Source organism: Polynucleobacter tropicus (assembly GCF_013307225.1).
Classification (GTDB): Bacteria; Pseudomonadota; Gammaproteobacteria; order Burkholderiales; family Burkholderiaceae; genus Polynucleobacter; species Polynucleobacter tropicus.
This window is the reverse complement of sequence record NZ_CP028942.1, coordinates 427,786-444,308: the sequence shown is the minus strand read 5'-3', so window position 1 is coordinate 444,308 and position 16,523 is coordinate 427,786. Positions and strand designations below refer to the sequence as shown.

Sequence of the window (16,523 nt, the reverse complement as noted above, 5' to 3'; positions counted from 1 at the left end):
TACGAATTATTTCGAAATCTTCTTCCAGGCATCCTTACCAGCATACTTCTTGATAGCCGCTTCATCGAATTCAAAGCCTAAGCCAGGCGTTTTGTGCAAGATCAAATCGCCATTCTTGAAGGTCAGCTGCTTGTTAATTAAACGACGGAAATTTAATACCTGATCATCCAAGAAAAACTCTACAAACCTTGCGTTTGGAGTTGCAGCTACTAGTGGAGCATGTAAATCATGCATCCAATGTGGGCACACAGTAATACCCTTCGCATCCGCATAAGCGGAGATACGACGCCATTCCGTAATACCGCCACATACAGCTGCGTCGGATTGCAAAATGGCAGCGCCACCTGCATCAATTAATTCTCGAAAACGCCAACGCCCTGCTTCCATTTCGCCAGTTGCAACGTTGATAGTAGTTTGACGAGCTAAAGCAGCATGCAGATCAATTGCGTCTGGCGAGAAAGGCTCTTCGATCCAATACGGGTTGTAAGCCTCAAAGCGTCTGACATACTCCAGCGCTGTTGGTAAATCGCGCCAAGCATTGTTGGCATCGAGAGTCAGCAAAATATCCTCACCAATTGCTTTACGAGCAGCCTTTACACGAGCCTCTTCCTCAACCGGAGAAAGCCTTCCTACCTTCATCTTTACCGCTTTAAAGCCCTGCTTTACATATGACTCCATTTCTTTGCCGAGTTTTGCGGGAGTTTTGCCATCCAGGTAATAGCCACCACTAGCATATGCAGGCACACGATCGTCTACCACGGACCCCAAGTAATGGTGGAGCGGCAAACCAGCAGCACGGGCATTTAAATCCCACAAGGCAGTATCTAAAATAGAGATACCGCGCATTACCGCACCAGCACGCCCTTGCAAAATGGATTCGTTATACATTTCCATCCACAAGCCTTCGCTGCGATGACTATTTTGACCAATCAACTTGGGAGCTAAAAGCTGCTCAACCGCAATCCTGGCAACATCCCCACCTGCGCTACCAACATAACAAAAACCAATACCCTCATTGCCATCTTTGCCACGAACCTTAACAAGACAATAGTGACGCTCGGATACGGTCCGAGTTGAAAATGAGGTGACTTTATCCAGCGGCACCGCTACTGATGCAACCTGGACTGATTCAATGATCGGCATCTAAACTCCTTTTTGAAAAAAACATTGTATCCAGTATTGAAATAGTCAGTTTGTGGCCAAGCCACTGAATTTATTGCGCCACAACATAATTCTTAATCTGATCGACAACATTATTAGATAATGATGGGGTGAACAAAAATGCTTTAGCTACAACTCGGCTTGTGAAGAGATTCCAGCGCCCCATTGCCTGTCTATTAATAGGTATATCCATGGGTTTCAGCCCCTTGGCGCAATCTCAAACAAACCAGCCCCGCAAAAAGGTGAACGTTCAAAGCACCAAGCAAATTGGGTTTAAAGACAAATCTGCTGGAGCAAATACCAAAAGTTCCAGCATGAGCTTAAACCCAGAGCTCTTTCAACGAAAAAATTCGAATGAACTCATTCTTGATAATGATGCCAACTTAGATTACCGAGTAGTTCAGGGTTGCTTACGACGTAACTTCAATGAGGGTAATCTTCCGACTTCAATTGGGATCGACAACCGTCAATTTTCAGAGTTTTTCAAAAGCCAGACAAAAGCATTCTTCGATCGTATGCGTGGAGATTGCATTCCTTACGCTGCTGCTTTTACCACTCGCAATCGCTTTGACTCCCTGAGCATCATGAATGGCCCTATTCAGGATAGCAAAACAGAAGTGTGGACTTTCACGCCATCTGCATTTGGTGGCTTTTTACTTCAACAAGATTTATTAAAGAATGAATCCAAAAACCTCTCTGAGATTCGGGTGCCCCTCAAGGAAGTTTTATATGACCAACGTAAATTGGGCGATAAATTACCAGTGGAATTAGTGTGGGAGTTGAACTCCATCATCAAGCAGATTTACCCCGAAGACAATAATTCTCTTGAAAACACAAATAGCATTGTTCGTTTAATTGTTGATTTTGGCGATCGCGAAAGATGGGCACAAATTTGGGCTGCCGAGATTATTGACCCAAACAACAATGAAATCTTTTCAAGTGCATTTTGGGTGAGCCGTAATGACATACCTGGCGCATTTTTCACTGGCAATGGTGAAGCACTAGAGCGCTCATTCTGGACCAATCCACTTAGCTATCGACGGATCTCTCGTGGTGTTGGTATGGTTCGCGCAGGCAGTGTGAAGCGGCCAAAAACTAATACCGCAGTTACCAAGCCAACCCAAGCGAAACAACGCTATCGCGCCCACATGGGTATTGACTATGCTGCCCCCATCGGAACGCCAATATTTAGCGTTGCTGATGGCAAGGTGGTGCACCTTGGTTACAGCGGGGCTTTTGGCAACCTGATTGTTTTAGAGCATCCTGGTGGTTATCACACTTACTACGCACACCTAAGCAACTACAACAATGAACTGGAGTTGGGCAACGAAGTGAGAAGAGGATTTGAAATTGGTTACGTTGGCTCAACTGGCAGATCAACAGGACCTCATCTTCACTTTGAACTCAGAAAAGATGGTATCTACGTTGACCCCTATGGCTCAAAAACTCAACTAGATTTATGGTCGATGCGTGACAACGAAAGTGGCCAGCTAACGAGAGAAATTTTGCTACTAGGAAGTCCGATTACGCGCTAAGTGATCAGCATGCAAATAGATTGAAAGATCAAATAAATAAAGGGGTTCATATGAACCCCTTTATTTTTAGTACTTCAGAGAACTTGTCGACTTAACCCAATACCAATACCGGTAACTTAGAGTGCACAATCACTTCATGTGTTTCACTTCCCAATAGGATACCTTTGATGCCTGTACGCTTATGAGATGCCATCACAATCACATCGGCCTTAGACTTCTTGGCACCATCCAAAATACCTTCAGACAAATTAGTGTTTGCAATATGCAAAGTCTTTGCTTTAATAGCAGCACCTAAAGCGGTTGCTGCCTTTTTAAATACATCCTTGGCATAAGCTTCGCAAACTTTCTTGTGCTCTTTAGCGGAAATTCCATAACCCATGGTGCTGTCGGAGTAGACCAAAGGCGGAAGAGGATCGGAAACATAAACTAAAGTAACGGCCGCGCCATCCGCCTTAGCAAGTTCAGCCACCTTTTTGAGCGACTTTTTACTGATATCTGAACCGTCTACCGGCACCAATAAATGCTTAAACATACCAATCTCCTTTAAATTAACTACCAATCTACTCTTTCCATCATAATGCTTATTATTCGCCTATAAAAGATCAAAAGGTAAATTAATTGCTCAAATATTTTGGGATCTACCTATCGTTTCTAGTCTGCCTATTGACGGTCGATTTAGTCTGGCTGCTAGGAATCGCAAAAAACCTATATCGCGATGAAATGGGTGACTTGATGGCTGGCGAACCCAAGCTCACGGTAGCTTTGGCCTTCTATTTGATCTATGCCCTTGGGGTCTGTATTTTTGTCATAGGCCCAGCCCTATCAAAACAGTCGTGCACTGATGCCCTGATATACGGTGCCTTATTTGGATTATTCTGCTACATGACCTACGACCTTACCAGTCTTGCTGTCATTCGAAACTTTCCAACCAAGCTAGCATTGATTGATATTGCTTGGGGATCTTTTGTGACCGCCCTTTGCTCTGGTATCGCCTATTGGGTAGGCAATCGATTCCCTTAAATCCATGATCATTTTTCACCCAAAAATTCTGGACTCCTTTAAAGGCTATAACCGCAGTCTTTTTACTAAAGATGTATTAGCCGGAATTACAGTTGGCATTGTTGCCCTGCCCCTGGCGATGGCTTTTGCGATTGCGAGCGGCCTCAAACCCGAAGCAGGCATCTTTACCGCGATTATTGCCGGGGGCCTCATCTCCCTTCTGGGTGGAAGCCGCGTTCAAATCGGTGGACCAGCTGGTGCATTTATTGTGATTGTGTACGGCATTGTGGAGCGTTACGGCATTCCAAACTTAATGCTTGCTACCGCAATGTCTGGAGTACTTCTATTTCTGATGGGAGTTTTCAGGTTAGGAACTTTGGTGCGCTTTATTCCCATCGCGGTCATCATTGGCTTTACCAACGGCATTGCTTGTTTAATTGGTCTTTCTCAAATCAAAGATTTTTTTGGTCTCACCATTGAGAAAATGCCTGCACAATTTCTCCCTATGGTGCAGGCACTTTATGCCGCCGCAGATACCGTCAATATTATTGCTCTAGGTCTTGCTGGCGCTAGTTTGGTCATTATTGTGATCTGGAAACTTATTCAGAAAAAATTAGGTTGGCTTGGCCATCTTCCCGGCACAGTTGTAGCAATGGCAATTGCCACCGCAGTCACAGGCTTATTTAACTTACCAGTAGATACCATTGGTAGTCGCTTTGGCGGCATCCCATCAAGTCTGCCCCAATTTAAATGGATTCCGATTAGTTGGGACACAGCGCAATACATGATCGCACCCGCCCTGACATTAGCTCTACTTGGCGCAATTGAATCCCTGCTGTGTGCTCGAATTGCTGATGGCTTGATTCATGATCGTCATGACTCGAACCAAGAACTGATGGCACAAGGTATAGCTAACTTGGTCAGCCCATTTTTTGGTGGCATGCCAGCAACTGGCACGATTGCCCGAACAGTCACCAATATTGAAAGTGGCGGAACAACACCAATCGCCGGAATTGTGCATGCTTGCGCGCTATTGATGGTAGTGCTGTTTGCCGCCCCACTGGCAAAAGACATTCCCTTGGCAAGTCTGGCAGCTATTCTGATGTACGTAGCATGGAATATGGGTGAGTGGCGTAAGTTTGTTGATCTCAAACAGTTTCGCTTGCCCTATCGCCTTACCATTCTGAGTGTATTTTTGCTCACGGTCATCCTAGACCTTACTGTCGCAGTCCAAGTGGGATTGCTCTTTGCTTTTATTACCTTCATCTATCGCATATCCAGTTTGTCACGATGCGAACCAGCTGATATTCGACACTATCCAGCACTAGAAAACCATCAAGGCCGAATTGATGCCTACCGTATTTATGGTGCAATATTTTTTGGCGCAGTAAAACTGCTTGAGAAAATTGAGCAAAAGCTGCCATCACAAATATTGCTTCTGGATTTAAAGAACGTTATTTACATCGATACTTCTGGAATGGAAGCCATTACCGAACTAGCGCATTTATGCAAAATTCGGAATATCAAACTCATCATCTGCGGTCTTGACCACCAGCCCTATGGAATGGCGCAACGCAGTGGCTACCTACAGACCCTAGAATCCGATTGCTTATATCCAGATCTAGTTTCCGGAATTGCCGCTGTAACACATTCCTAGCAAGCGTAAAAAAGCCACCTGTAATGGTGGCTTAGTTTGCGAAGGTAGAGATTTTGATGGGTTTAATTAAAATGCACTCTTCAGCCGCTCTAGCGAATAAATTTCTCTTAGATGTAGCATTTGATAATCAACACGCTCTTTAAGCAACCCAGTAATTGTCTCGTCGCTCTCTGAGAAACTGCGCATCACATCTGACTTCAGGCTATAGACAGGCCAATTGGCTTGACCGTCCATATTTGGATTTCCTGTTTTTGCAAACTGCGCCCAAATAGCAGACATCTTTTCAGACATAGCAATATCTTGCGGGTCATTTTTATCGGTAATGGGATACCAATATTTTGACCAAACTCCCTTTTTCTTCAAATCCATGGTTGCCTGCTCAATACGTGCACAGCGATTTGCTGAGGACTCAGCGACCATTGGCGCCTGCGGCATTAATGGATAACTGCCAAATACATAACTAATCTCAAAAGTATGTGGCACACCGGGATATGCAGCGCGAATATTCTTAGTTAAGTAATCGAAGTAATAGGCATATCCAGGGGCAATGCCATTCATACTATCGGCTAACAGCTTGGTGCTTCCTCTATAGAACATATCGCCCATGGCATCGGAAGAAGCAATGCACTTATCTTGAGCATTACCATATAACTGCGCCAGAATCTTTGGATCTTCACGAAGCATCCTGGCAAGACCTGCCATAGAAGGTTGGCCTGGCACTAAAAAGCTAGAATCCCAAGAGTTGGTGCCAATCATGAAAGGCACTTTAGCTTGTTGACCGGCTGCGAACAAAGGAATGGGATCACCCTTAAGAATCTGACCATCAATAAATGGGCCACCAAACTCACCCTTTTCAAAATCAGCTGCTGTCAACACTAACTTCTGAGTAGGCAGGCTTCTGAGCTCCTTTAAAGATTTTGCTCCAACTCCTGACATCAGCTTTGCGGAAATATCTGTTTCAGGCGCCATACCTAAACGCTTTTCAGTCATGCCACGAATAGGACTTTGCTGAGCACTCTCGGCAATCGCACGATGAAACAAGCCTCTAGCTGCATCTGAGACCATGAGCCAAGTAACGCTTCGGCCACCAGCTGATTCGCCAAAGATCGTAATATTATTTGGATTGCCACCGAATACAGCGATATTGCGCTTTACCCACTTGAGAACGGCGATTTGGTCCATGGTGCCGTAATTACCAACAGGCTCACCTTTTGCTTTAGCTTCAGCAATTAATTCCTTACTAGCAAAAAAACCTAATGAACCTAAGCGGTAATCAAAGGTCACAACGATAACGCCATTCTTAACTAAATTAATTGGCGTAAATTGCGCATCCCTTGCGCCATCAACCAATAACCCGCCACCATGAATCCAAACCATGACTGGCAAATCCTTGACAGGCTTTTGCGGAGTGAACACATTGAGTTTTAGACAATCTTCGTTACCTGGCAAAGCTAGGCCTGTACTTAGATTTTTCACATAAGGCTGCGGGCAAGACTCACCAAACTGACTCGCATCACGCGTACCATTCCAAGTAGCCGCTGGTTGAGGGGGTCTCCAACGCAAATCACCTACCGGCGGGGCAGCATATGGAATGTTTTTGAATACATTCATGTTGTATTCGGTAGCGCCTTGCAGTGAGCCAGTTTCTACAGCAACTACTGGTCGCTCTGAATTAGCAAAACTATTGAATGTTATAGCGCTAACAAAAAATGTAAGGAGTACAAGGATTTTTTTCATTTGCAATTTCCAAAAATAAATTTGTGTCTACCAAGATGATTAATTACTTTTTCCAGCGAGCCATAGCAGTTTCATCTGCGACCCTAGCATCTACCCAACGACCACCCTCAGGGGTTTCTTCTTTCTTCCAAAACGGGGCCGCAGTCTTTAGGTAATCCATGATGAACTCACAAGCGGCAAATGCCTCACCTCTGTGCGCACTCGTGACGGCAACCAAAACAATTTGATCTTCCGGTAACAATGGGCCCACACGATGAATAACTAGAGTTTGATAGATATCCCAGCGAGATTTAGCCTGCGTAACAATCTCCTTAAGGGCTTTCTCAGTCATGCCAGGGTAATGCTCTAAGGTCATTTCCTTGACTTGACTGCCATCATTTAAATCACGCACGGTACCGAGAAAAGTAACGACTGCTCCGACTCTGGGGTCACCCTTTCGAAGCGCTACAATCTCGGCACTTACATCAAAGTCGTTTTCTTGTACGCGGATCAATGACTGAGTCACATTAGCCTCCGGTCACTGGAGGGAAAAATGCCACCTCAGCACCGTCTTTCAGGGCAGTATTAGCATCGACCATCGTTTGATTAAGGGCGCAGCGCAATGGCTTTCCTTCTGCAAAGGCTTTAGCCCAAACTCCACCACGCGCAATTAAGTACACACGAAGTTGGGATACTGTTTTTACCGTCTCTGGTATCTCAATGGCTTCTTGCGATGTACCCAAGACTTCTCGCAAAGAAGCAAAAAAGCGTAATTCGAGTTTCATGGATTAATCGTAAACCGATTATTTGAGAAGTGCATCAAAAGGAATGTACTTCACCAGATCACCTTTGTGAATTGCCTGCCCTGGAGGACAATCAACCAGTCCATCACCCCAAGATGCGCTGGTGAGAACCCCAGAGCTTTGATTTGGGAATAAATCAAGTCCGCCTTGCTCATTCATTTTGACGCGCAAGAATTCATTACGACGATCCGCTTTTAACCAATCAAAATCAGCACGCACAAAGTAGGAAGGCGTTGCAATGGAATCGCGCCCTTGTAACTTCAAAATAAAGGGTCTTACAAACAATAAGAAGGTAACGAAACTGGAGACTGGATTACCAGGCAATCCAATAAACCAGGCTTCACCATCAACGCCGCCATTAGCCTGCTCTGATTTACGAACCGCACCAAAAGCCAAAGGCTTGCCAGGTTTAATTGCAATCTGCCAAAGATCTAATCTACCCTCGGCAGTCACCGCAGGCTTAATGTGATCCTCTTCGCCAACTGAGACTCCACCGGAAGTAATAATGAGATCATGGTCTTTACTTGCATGACGCAATGCCTCTCGGGTCGCATCTAAACGATCAGGAACAATGCCCAAATCACTAGCATCGCAACCTAAAGCACGAAGGCAAGCTAATAAGGTGTCGCGATTGGAGTTGTAAATACCACCAGGTTTTAATGGCTCTCCAGGAAGAGCTAATTCATCTCCCGTAAAGAAAGCGACAACTTTCACACGTCGCTTTACATTCAAATGGGTTAGGCCAGCTGAAGCGGCCACCCCTAATTCTTGTGGTCGCAAGAAAATACCTGCAGTCAATGCCGTATTACCAGCACTCAGATCCTCACCGCGACGGCGTATCCATTGCCCAGCCGTAGGAACCGTATTTACTTGTACTTGATCAACAGCCCCTTCTGGGATGGTGCAATCTTCTTGCATCACTACCGCATCAGCACCCGGAGGAATAGGTGCCCCAGTAAATATGCGTGCCGCCGTGCCTGGCTCTAACTGTTTGCCAACAGAACCGGCTGGAATTCGCTGCGCTACTCGCAACACCTGGACAGAAGAAGCGGTGTCCGCAGTTCGAACCGCATATCCATCCATCGAAGTGTTATCCAAAGGCGGAACATCTACTAAAGATTGAACGTTTTCAGCGAGCACACGACCTAAAGCGGCCTGCACTGGGACATTTTCATTTTCATGAACAGGCTTTGCATAGGAGAGCAAATGATCTAAAGCCTGCTGCGCAGTCAACATGGGTGGCTTAGTCATAACAATACTTATTACTGGCTTATCTCTGAATGTTTAATTGAGATGCGTAGCAATAAAATCTTTCACTTGATTTACATCGGCGTCGATATTGACTACGCGCTGCGGCTTGGACTTAATATCCCGAAATGCTGGAGGGCATTCAGCTGGACGACCCAAGGCCTCCTGAATGGTTTCTTCAAACTTAATTGGCAAGGCTGTTTCCAGGACAATCATGGGCACACCAGCTTGCAAATGCTCACGCGCCACTTTCACGCCATCAGCAGTATGTGTATCGATCATGATGCCGTATTTCTTCTCAATATCGCGGATCGTATCTAGACGATTAGCATGCGTGCTGCGACCTGACTGAAAGCCATATTGACCCAAGTCTTTGAAAACTGCATCTTTAGATATATCAAAGCCACCTGCCTCATCCACTTGCTTGAACATGCTTGCAGTAGCTCTCCCATCTCGACCCATAAAGTCGAAAACAAAACGCTCAAAGTTGCTAGCTTTAGAAATATCCATCGAGGGACTTGATGTATGCAATGTTTCTGCGGACTTGCGTGCACGATAAACGCCGGTGCGGAAGAACTCGTCTAATACGTCGTTTTCGTTTGTTGCTACAACCAGATGCTCAATTGGCAAGCCCATCATGCGAGCGATATGACCTGCGCAGACATTACCAAAGTTGCCTGATGGAACCGTAAACGATACTTTCTCAGAGCTAGATTTAGTTGCCAACAAGTAACCTTGGAAGTAGTAGACCACTTGAGCTACCACGCGTCCCCAGTTAATCGAGTTCACTGTGCCAATTTGATTCTTGGCTTTAAAAGCATGATCGTTACTTACCGCCTTAACAATATCCTGACAGTCATCAAAGACCCCAGCTACCGCTAAGTTAAAAATATTTTGATCTTGCAAGGAGTACATTTGCGCAGACTGAAAGGCACTCATCTTTCCGCGTGGTGAAAGCATAAATACTTTGACACCCTCTTTGCCACGCATGGCGTATTCTGCGGCGCTACCAGTATCGCCTGAAGTGGCACCCAAAATATTAAGCTGCTGACCAGCGCGTTTGAGTGCATATTCAAACAAGTTGCCCAATAACTGCATAGCCATATCTTTAAAGGCCAATGTTGGGCCATTAGAAAGACTTAATAAGCTAATGCGCGTACCATGCTCTTCACCCAACCAATGTAATGGCGTGATGTCTTTTGCATTATCTTGTGGACGACCATTGCAATAGACTTGCTCTGTATAAGTTTTACGCAATAAAGCACGTAAGTCAGCCTCAGGAATGTCATCGCAATACAAGCTCAGAATTTCATAAGCCAGATCAGCGTATGACAAGCCACGCCAAGCATCTAATTGAGCAGGCGTAATTTGCGGGTACTGAGTTGGAAGATATAAACCGCCATCTGGCGCCAATCCACCCAGCAGAATTTCTAAAAAAGATTGTTGTGGACTATTGCCACGAGTAGACTGGTAACGCATGTTGATATTTAATCGCTTAAGACAGATTCTCTAAACGGATCTTAACCACTTCTCCAGCAACTGTTTTGAGATCTTGGATCTCTTTAATTGCCGCAAGCATATTTTTTTCTTTAGTTTCGTGAGTCAACGCAACCAAATCAGTTTGACTCTCACCTTCATCCGCCTCTTTCTGCAAGAGTGCATCGATAGATACGCCATGTGATGCCAAGATTTTGGTGATATCCGCAAGCACACCCGCTTGATCAGCTACACGCATGCGCAAGTAGTAACTAGTTGTGATTTCACCGATCGGCAAAACAGGAGTGTTTTGCACAGCGTCTGGTTGGAAAGCCAAATATGGCACACGATGTTCAGCATCTGCGCTTAGTAAACGAGTGATATCCACCAAGTCCGCAATCACTGCGGAGGCAGTAGGCTCAGATCCAGCGCCTTTACCGTAGTACAGAGTAGTTCCCACTGCATCGCCAAATACTTGAACGGCGTTCATCGCGCCCTCTACGTTTGCAATCAAACGTTTTGCAGGAATTAATGTTGGGTGCACGCGCAACTCAACGCCACCAGGTGTCTTTTTGGCAATACCGAGTAGCTTGATGCGATAGCCCAATTGTTCTGCATAACGAATATCAATTGCGGCTAACTTAGTAATGCCTTCAACGTGCGCTTTTTCAAACTGCATCGGAATGCCGAATGCAATCGCGCTCATGATGGTTGCTTTATGAGCAGCATCTACACCTTCAATATCGAAAGTTGGGTCAGCCTCTGCATAACCCAAGCGTTGCGCTTCTTTCAATACGGTTGCAAAGTCCAAGCCTTTGTCACGCATTTCAGAAAGAATGAAATTCGTGGTGCCATTGATGATGCCGGCGATCCACTCGATACGATTTGCGGTTAAGCCTTCACGCAAAGCTTTGATGATCGGAATACCACCAGCAACAGCAGCTTCGAAAGCCACCATCACGCCTTTTTCATGCGCGGCTTTAAAAATCTCATTGCCATGAACCGCAATCAAGGCCTTATTTGCGGTAACCACATGCTTACCAGCAGCAATTGCCTCCAAAACCAAGTCTTTAGCAATGCCATAGCCGCCAATTAACTCTATAACGATATCAATCTCAGGATTATTGATCACCGCACGAGCGTCGCTTACTACCTGCGCGCGATCCTTAACAATCTCTTTGGCGCGATCTACATTGAGATCGGCAACGGTATTAATGCGAATACCACGACCTGCGCGGCGAGTAATCTCATCTTGGTTGCGTTCGAGAACAGTGAATACGCCACCACCAACGGTGCCAATACCTAATAGACCTACTTGAATCGGTTTCATGATGCCTTTGCTGCGGTTGTAGAAGCCTTACGGCTGTGCTTGTTGCGATAACGCTCGAGGAAACGCGCTAGACGTCCAATAGCCTCTTTCAATACATCCTCATGAGGCAAGAACACTACGCGGAAATGATCAGGCTTACCCCAGTTAAAACCAGAGCCCTGTACTAACAATACTTTTTCTTCTTTCAAGAGGTCAGCAACAAACTGCTGATCATCTTCAATTGGATAAACCTCAGGATCCAACTTGGGAAATAAATACAAAGCGGATTTTGGTTTTACGCATGACACACCAGGAATATCAGTGATAAGTTTCCATGCAAGATCACGCTGTTTGGCTAAACGTCCACTCTCACCAACCAAATCATTAATACTTTGATATCCACCCAAAGCAGTTTGAATGGCGTACTGACCTGGAACGTTTGCGCAGAGACGCATTGAGGCCAACATATTGAGGCCCTCAATGTAGTCGCGCACCATCTCTTTATCCCCTGAAACCACCATCCAGCCAGCTCGGTAGCCGCACGAACGGTAGTTCTTAGATAGACCATTAAAGGTGATAATGACAACATCGGTAGACAAAGAAGCTAAAGAAATATGTTTCTCACCGTCATACAACATCTTGTCGTAGATCTCATCGGCGAACAAAATCAAACCATGTTCACGTGCAATCTGTGTGAGCTCAAGCAATACTTCTTTTGAATAAATTGCACCCGTTGGATTGTTCGGATTAATCACCACAATCGCTTTTGTCTTAGGTGTAATTTTTTTACGCAAATCATTTAAATCTGGCGCCCAATCCTTCGACTCATCGCAAAGATAATGGACAGGTGTGCCACTAGATAAACTGACTGCAGCGGTCCACAAAGGATAGTCTGGTGTGGGCACCAACACTTCATCACCATCATTTAAAAGTGCATTCATCGACAATACGATGAGCTCAGAAACACCGTTACCGGTATACACATCATCTAGCGCTACACCCTGAATGCCTTTTTCTTGGCAATACTGCATGATCGCTTTACGTGCGGCAAAAATACCCTTGGAATCGGAGTAAGCAGAGGCATTACTCAAATTACGAATCATGTCCAACTGAATCTCTTCAGGGGGATCAAAACCAAAAACACCCACGTTTCCGATGTTTAATTTGATGATTTTGTGGCCCTCTTCCTCCATGCGTTGAGCAAGCTCAAGCACAGGCCCACGAATGTCATAACAGACGTTATCGAGTTTTTGGGACTTTAGGATGGGTTTCACAATAAATTAAAGGGTAAGTTCTTGAAATCTTGGAAAAAACAGCTAGCTATAATCCTCATAATTATGACAGAGAGTGCACTTGAAGCTTCAATCTGACCCCCATTCTGGAGCCAATACGATCACCGGCTACGGCGATGGCTACGTGGAGATCAACCAAACTCCACACAAGCACAGCGTTCTTCTGAGCTCGGATGGCGCCACCCTAGAATGGCCGGCAAAGTCCTTTAGCGACTTAGAGGCTAGCCATTTCAGCCAAATGGTGGATCTGAAGCCAGAATTGATTCTGATTGGAACTGGTAGTCGCCAGCAATTTCCTAAGCCTGAGCTCTTAAAAAGCCTGATTTCAGCAAAAATTGGCTTTGAAATCATGGACTCACAAGCAGCCTGCCGTACCTACAACATCCTAGTTGGTGAAGGCCGAAAAGTCCTTTTAGCCTTAATTGTGGAACCCACCTAATGCAATTTGGCCAAATTCGGCAATCCTCCGCCCTCCACCCCGGCAAGATTTTGCTGCTATTACTAATCTATGCAGCACTTTGGTTTGGAACCCTCAACTATCGCCACCTCATTCCCTCGGACGAGGGGCGTTACGCCGAAATGGCCCGAGAAATGCTCGTCACAGGTGATTGGGTTACCCCTCGCTACAACGGCTACAAGTATTTTGAAAAACCGCCGCTACAAATATGGGCAACTGCTGCCACATTTCAACTATTTGGTATTGGCGACTGGCAAGCCAGACTCTGGACTGCACTCACAGGCTTTTTAACTATTCTGGCAATTGGATTAACTGGCGCGAAAATTTATAACGCTAGAACTGGATGGTTAGCGGCTATTGTCTTGGCCTCGAGTCCTATGTGGGTCATTAGCGGACACTTCAATTCTTTAGATATGGGCTTGTCTGCATTTTTGGTTGCCGCACTATGTAGCCTCTTAATTGCGCAAACCTCACAAACACAATCAAGTTGTCGCAATTGGATGTGGACATGTTGGATCTTTATGGCGCTAGCAACCCTTTCAAAAGGCGTGATTGGCGCAGCAATACCTGCAATGGTTTTTTCAATCTATTCCATTAGCACATGGGACTGGAAGATCTGGATGCGCTTACGCCTATTCAGTGGACTTATTTTATTTTTAGCAATCACTGCCCCATGGTTTGTTTTGGTTGCACAACGTAATCCAGAGTTCTTGGAATTTTTCTTTATTCATGAGCACCTACAACGCTTCACACAAGATGCTCATAGCAGGACTGGGCCCATCTATTACTTTGTCCCGCTGTTGCTGATTGGGCTTCTGCCTTGGGTTGCACAACTCCCAGGGTCAATTAGGCAGGCGTGGCAAGAGCGTTCAAGAAGCTTTTCACCCGCGTGGTTATTGAGTTGCTGGTCTATTGTGATCTTCGTATTTTTCAGCATTTCTCAATCTAAACTCCCTGGATACATCATTCCTATTTTTCCAGCGCTTGCATTATTAATTGGAAATCGCCTCGATCGTTTACTTGGGCACACTAACTCCATGCCTTTTTCATGGAAGTTACAGACCATTGGTTTTGCATTATTGGCCGCTATCGGATTTTTCTTCTTATCTGAAATCGGCAAGCAAGCAAGGCCCGATGAAATTAACGCCTATGCGCAATATGTTTATTGGATTATTGCAGCACTAATTGCCTTGCTTGCATTTAGTCTTTATGCAAGCTTCCAATCCAAACGAAATGGAATCAGCAGCATTGTGAGTTTTGCGTGGGGCTTTTTCTTATGCGCCATCATTGCAGGCACAGGCCATGAAACTTTAGGCCGCGCAGTCTCAGGAATCGATCTGGTTAATCAAGTGAAATCCAGCATTCCAGAAAAAGTGAACTTCTACTCTGTACGTTTACTAGACCATACAGTGCCATTCTATTTAGGCAGAACCATGATCATGGTGCAATCGCCCGATGAGCTTGAGTTTGGAGTAAATCAAGAGCCCGATCTTTGGGTACCGACTATGGAAGCCTTCATTGCGCGTTGGAAAGAGGATCAGAGTGCTTATGCCATGATGGTTCCCGAGGTATTTATTGAGCTTCAAGGATTAAACCTGCCAATGCAAGAAGTGGGGCGTGATTCTCGCAGAGTGATTGTGAGGCACCCTGATGGCTCCAGCTCAACGAAGTAAGATAGAACATCATGTCAAACACCAGCTCAGAATTTATTCCCTTTACGCGCCCAAGCTTTAATCAAGAAACGATTGAAGCGGTTGCTGAAGTCTTACGCTCTGGCTGGGTAACCTCAGGCCCCAAGCTGGCTGAATTTGAATCCACTCTCAGCAAATACTTTGGTGGGCGCCCTGTGCGTTGCTTCGCCAATGGCACTGCAACAATGAAAATCGCGCTACAAGTTGCCGGCATTGGTGAGGGTGATGAAGTGATCACCACCCCTATTTCTTGGGTTGCCACTTCCAATGTCATTTTGAGCGTTGGTGCAAAACCCGTTTTTGTAGACATCGATCCCGTTACACGCAATATCGATCTTGATAAAGTAGCCAGCGCTGTTACATCCAAAACCAAAGCCATCATGCCGGTCTACCTTGCGGGCTTACCAGTTGATATGGACAAGCTCTATTCGCTAGCCAAGCAACATCAATTACGCGTTATCGAAGATGCTGCGCAAGCCTTTGGCTCTCAATGGCAAGGGAAGAAGATTGGTAGCTTTGGCGACCTGGTGAGCTTTAGCTTTCAGGCCAATAAAAATCTCACCACCATTGAAGGTGGTTGCCTTGTTTTAAACAATGGTGACGAAGCAAAGCTTGCTGAGAAATTTCGTCTACAGGGGCTTACACGCCAAGGCATGGATGGCATGGACGTAGACGTCTTGGGTGGCAAAGATAATTTAACTGACGTTAATGCGGTAATTGGTTTGCAACAACTCAAACAATTGCCTGCCTATCAAACTAGACGCACTGCATTAGCTCGTCAGTATTTCGATAGCATTCGCGCAGAAATCAAATCCACTGGCTTCGATATTCAACTAGAGTTGCCTGTAGAAAACTTTACTGAAAGCAATTGGCATATGTTTCAAGTGGTACTTCCAGTCGAGCAGTTAAATTGTGATCGCGCACAAATCATGACTGAGTTAAAAGAACTCGGCATCGGCACCGGAGTTCACTACCCCGCCATCACTGGTTTTACTCTGTATAAAAATCAGGGCTACCAAACCAGCTCTACGCCAATTGCGGAACGCATTGGCAAATCCATCCTGACTCTGCCACTATTTCCAGGCATGAAAGACCAAGATATTGCTCGTATTGCGAGCGGTCTTGTTGAAATTCTTCAGAAACACTACAAAAAATAGCTTTATTGGGTGAAATCCACAG

At 45.4% G+C, this 16,523-nt stretch carries 16 protein-coding genes; 6 read left to right on the top strand and 10 right to left on the bottom strand.

From position 1 onward, the window contains the following. Nucleotides 1–6: 6 nt before the first annotated feature. Together DCO17_RS02350 and DCO17_RS10470 are read right to left on the bottom strand one after the other, a co-directional pair. The gene (locus DCO17_RS02350) at nt 7–1,143 is read right to left on the bottom strand and encodes a mandelate racemase/muconate lactonizing enzyme family protein (protein ID WP_173955207.1); all 1,137 of its coding nucleotides are present in this window, start codon (nt 1,141–1,143) and stop codon (nt 7–9) included. 70 nt (nt 1,144–1,213) lie between these two features. Further along, nucleotides 1,214–1,354 carry a hypothetical protein gene (locus DCO17_RS10470; protein WP_173955206.1) on the bottom strand — a complete coding sequence of 47 codons (141 nt, stop codon included), beginning with the start codon at nt 1,352–1,354 and terminating at the stop codon, nt 1,214–1,216. Between DCO17_RS10470 and DCO17_RS02340 the strand changes: the two genes are divergently transcribed. Then, the gene (locus tag DCO17_RS02340) at nt 1,353–2,696 is read left to right on the top strand and encodes a M23 family metallopeptidase (RefSeq protein ID WP_173955205.1); all 1,344 of its coding nucleotides are present in this window, start codon (nt 1,353–1,355) and stop codon (nt 2,694–2,696) included. The genes DCO17_RS10470 and DCO17_RS02340 overlap by 2 nt on opposite strands. A 91-nt stretch (nt 2,697–2,787) precedes the next feature. Here the strand turns inward: DCO17_RS02340 and DCO17_RS02335 are convergent, their stop codons facing one another. Next, the gene (locus tag DCO17_RS02335) at nt 2,788–3,228 is read right to left on the bottom strand and encodes a universal stress protein (protein WP_173955204.1); all 441 of its coding nucleotides are present in this window, start codon (nt 3,226–3,228) and stop codon (nt 2,788–2,790) included. Between the two features lie 86 nt (nt 3,229–3,314). On the opposite strand from DCO17_RS02335, the gene DCO17_RS02330 reads away from it, so the two are divergent. Together DCO17_RS02330 and DCO17_RS02325 are read left to right on the top strand one after the other, a co-directional pair. Beyond that, the gene (locus DCO17_RS02330) at nt 3,315–3,716 is read left to right on the top strand and encodes a DUF2177 family protein (protein WP_173955203.1); all 402 of its coding nucleotides are present in this window, start codon (nt 3,315–3,317) and stop codon (nt 3,714–3,716) included. Nucleotides 3,717–3,720: 4 nt separating this feature from the next. Next, nucleotides 3,721–5,352 (top strand): SulP family inorganic anion transporter, encoded by a 1,632-nt coding sequence (locus tag DCO17_RS02325; RefSeq protein ID WP_173955202.1) that lies wholly within the window; start codon nt 3,721–3,723, stop codon nt 5,350–5,352. Between the two features lie 66 nt (nt 5,353–5,418). On the opposite strand, the gene DCO17_RS02320 is transcribed toward DCO17_RS02325, so the two are convergent. The 7 genes from DCO17_RS02320 to DCO17_RS02290 are packed head-to-tail and all read right to left on the bottom strand — an operon-like array spanning nt 5,419 to nt 13,178. Further along, a complete protein-coding gene (locus DCO17_RS02320; protein WP_173955201.1) occupies nt 5,419–7,089 on the bottom strand; it encodes a carboxylesterase/lipase family protein in 1,671 nt (556 codons plus the stop codon). Between the two features lie 43 nt (nt 7,090–7,132). Then, nucleotides 7,133–7,594: a molybdopterin synthase catalytic subunit MoaE gene (moaE, locus tag DCO17_RS02315; protein ID WP_173955200.1), complete on the bottom strand. Its 462-nt coding sequence runs from the start codon at nt 7,592–7,594 to the stop codon at nt 7,133–7,135. A gap of 1 nt (nt 7,595) precedes the next feature. Next, nucleotides 7,596–7,853, bottom strand: coding sequence for a molybdopterin converting factor subunit 1 (moaD, locus tag DCO17_RS02310; RefSeq protein ID WP_173955199.1), 258 nt, complete (start codon nt 7,851–7,853; stop codon nt 7,596–7,598). An 18-nt stretch (nt 7,854–7,871) separates the two neighbouring features. Further along, nucleotides 7,872–9,107: a molybdopterin molybdotransferase MoeA gene (locus DCO17_RS02305; protein ID WP_173956676.1), complete on the bottom strand. Its 1,236-nt coding sequence runs from the start codon at nt 9,105–9,107 to the stop codon at nt 7,872–7,874. Between the two features lie 48 nt (nt 9,108–9,155). After that, nucleotides 9,156–10,598, bottom strand: coding sequence for a threonine synthase (gene thrC / locus DCO17_RS02300; RefSeq protein ID WP_173955198.1), 1,443 nt, complete (start codon nt 10,596–10,598; stop codon nt 9,156–9,158). A gap of 16 nt (nt 10,599–10,614) precedes the next feature. Beyond that, the gene (locus tag DCO17_RS02295) at nt 10,615–11,925 is read right to left on the bottom strand and encodes a homoserine dehydrogenase (RefSeq protein ID WP_173955197.1); all 1,311 of its coding nucleotides are present in this window, start codon (nt 11,923–11,925) and stop codon (nt 10,615–10,617) included. Further along, nucleotides 11,922–13,178 carry a pyridoxal phosphate-dependent aminotransferase gene (locus DCO17_RS02290; RefSeq protein ID WP_173955196.1) on the bottom strand — a complete coding sequence of 419 codons (1,257 nt, stop codon included), beginning with the start codon at nt 13,176–13,178 and terminating at the stop codon, nt 11,922–11,924. Before DCO17_RS02290 ends, DCO17_RS02295 begins: the two co-directional genes overlap by 4 nt. A gap of 79 nt (nt 13,179–13,257) precedes the next feature. On the opposite strand from DCO17_RS02290, the gene DCO17_RS02285 reads away from it, so the two are divergent. Genes DCO17_RS02285 through DCO17_RS02275 form a run of 3 tightly spaced genes read left to right on the top strand, consistent with a single transcriptional unit; the run spans nt 13,258 to nt 16,501 of the window. Further along, nucleotides 13,258–13,635, top strand: coding sequence for an Mth938-like domain-containing protein (locus DCO17_RS02285; RefSeq protein WP_173955195.1), 378 nt, complete (start codon nt 13,258–13,260; stop codon nt 13,633–13,635). Further along, the gene (locus DCO17_RS02280) at nt 13,635–15,326 is read left to right on the top strand and encodes an ArnT family glycosyltransferase (protein ID WP_173955194.1); all 1,692 of its coding nucleotides are present in this window, start codon (nt 13,635–13,637) and stop codon (nt 15,324–15,326) included. The genes DCO17_RS02285 and DCO17_RS02280 overlap by 1 nt, the downstream gene beginning before the upstream one ends. Before the next feature lie 11 nt (nt 15,327–15,337). Further along, a complete protein-coding gene (locus tag DCO17_RS02275; RefSeq protein WP_173955193.1) occupies nt 15,338–16,501 on the top strand; it encodes a DegT/DnrJ/EryC1/StrS family aminotransferase in 1,164 nt (387 codons plus the stop codon). The last annotated feature ends 22 nt before the right edge of the window (nt 16,502–16,523 follow it).

Coding starts and splice junctions, on each gene's coding strand:
- DCO17_RS02350 (WP_173955207.1), bottom strand. CDS start 1,143: ATGCCGATCATTGAATCAGTCCAGGTTGCATCAGTAGCGGTGCCGCTG.
- DCO17_RS02340 (WP_173955205.1), top strand. CDS start 1,353: ATGGGTTTCAGCCCCTTGGCGCAATCTCAAACAAACCAGCCCCGCAAA.
- DCO17_RS10470 (WP_173955206.1), bottom strand. CDS start 1,354: ATGGATATACCTATTAATAGACAGGCAATGGGGCGCTGGAATCTCTTC.
- DCO17_RS02335 (WP_173955204.1), bottom strand. CDS start 3,228: ATGTTTAAGCATTTATTGGTGCCGGTAGACGGTTCAGATATCAGTAAA.
- DCO17_RS02325 (WP_173955202.1), top strand. CDS start 3,721: ATGATCATTTTTCACCCAAAAATTCTGGACTCCTTTAAAGGCTATAAC.
- DCO17_RS02320 (WP_173955201.1), bottom strand. CDS start 7,089: ATGAAAAAAATCCTTGTACTCCTTACATTTTTTGTTAGCGCTATAACA.
- moaD (WP_173955199.1), bottom strand. CDS start 7,853: ATGAAACTCGAATTACGCTTTTTTGCTTCTTTGCGAGAAGTCTTGGGT.
- DCO17_RS02305 (WP_173956676.1), bottom strand. CDS start 9,107: ATGTTGACTGCGCAGCAGGCTTTAGATCATTTGCTCTCCTATGCAAAG.
- thrC (WP_173955198.1), bottom strand. CDS start 10,598: ATGCGTTACCAGTCTACTCGTGGCAATAGTCCACAACAATCTTTTTTA.
- DCO17_RS02295 (WP_173955197.1), bottom strand. CDS start 11,925: ATGAAACCGATTCAAGTAGGTCTATTAGGTATTGGCACCGTTGGTGGT.
- DCO17_RS02280 (WP_173955194.1), top strand. CDS start 13,635: ATGCAATTTGGCCAAATTCGGCAATCCTCCGCCCTCCACCCCGGCAAG.
- DCO17_RS02275 (WP_173955193.1), top strand. CDS start 15,338: ATGTCAAACACCAGCTCAGAATTTATTCCCTTTACGCGCCCAAGCTTT.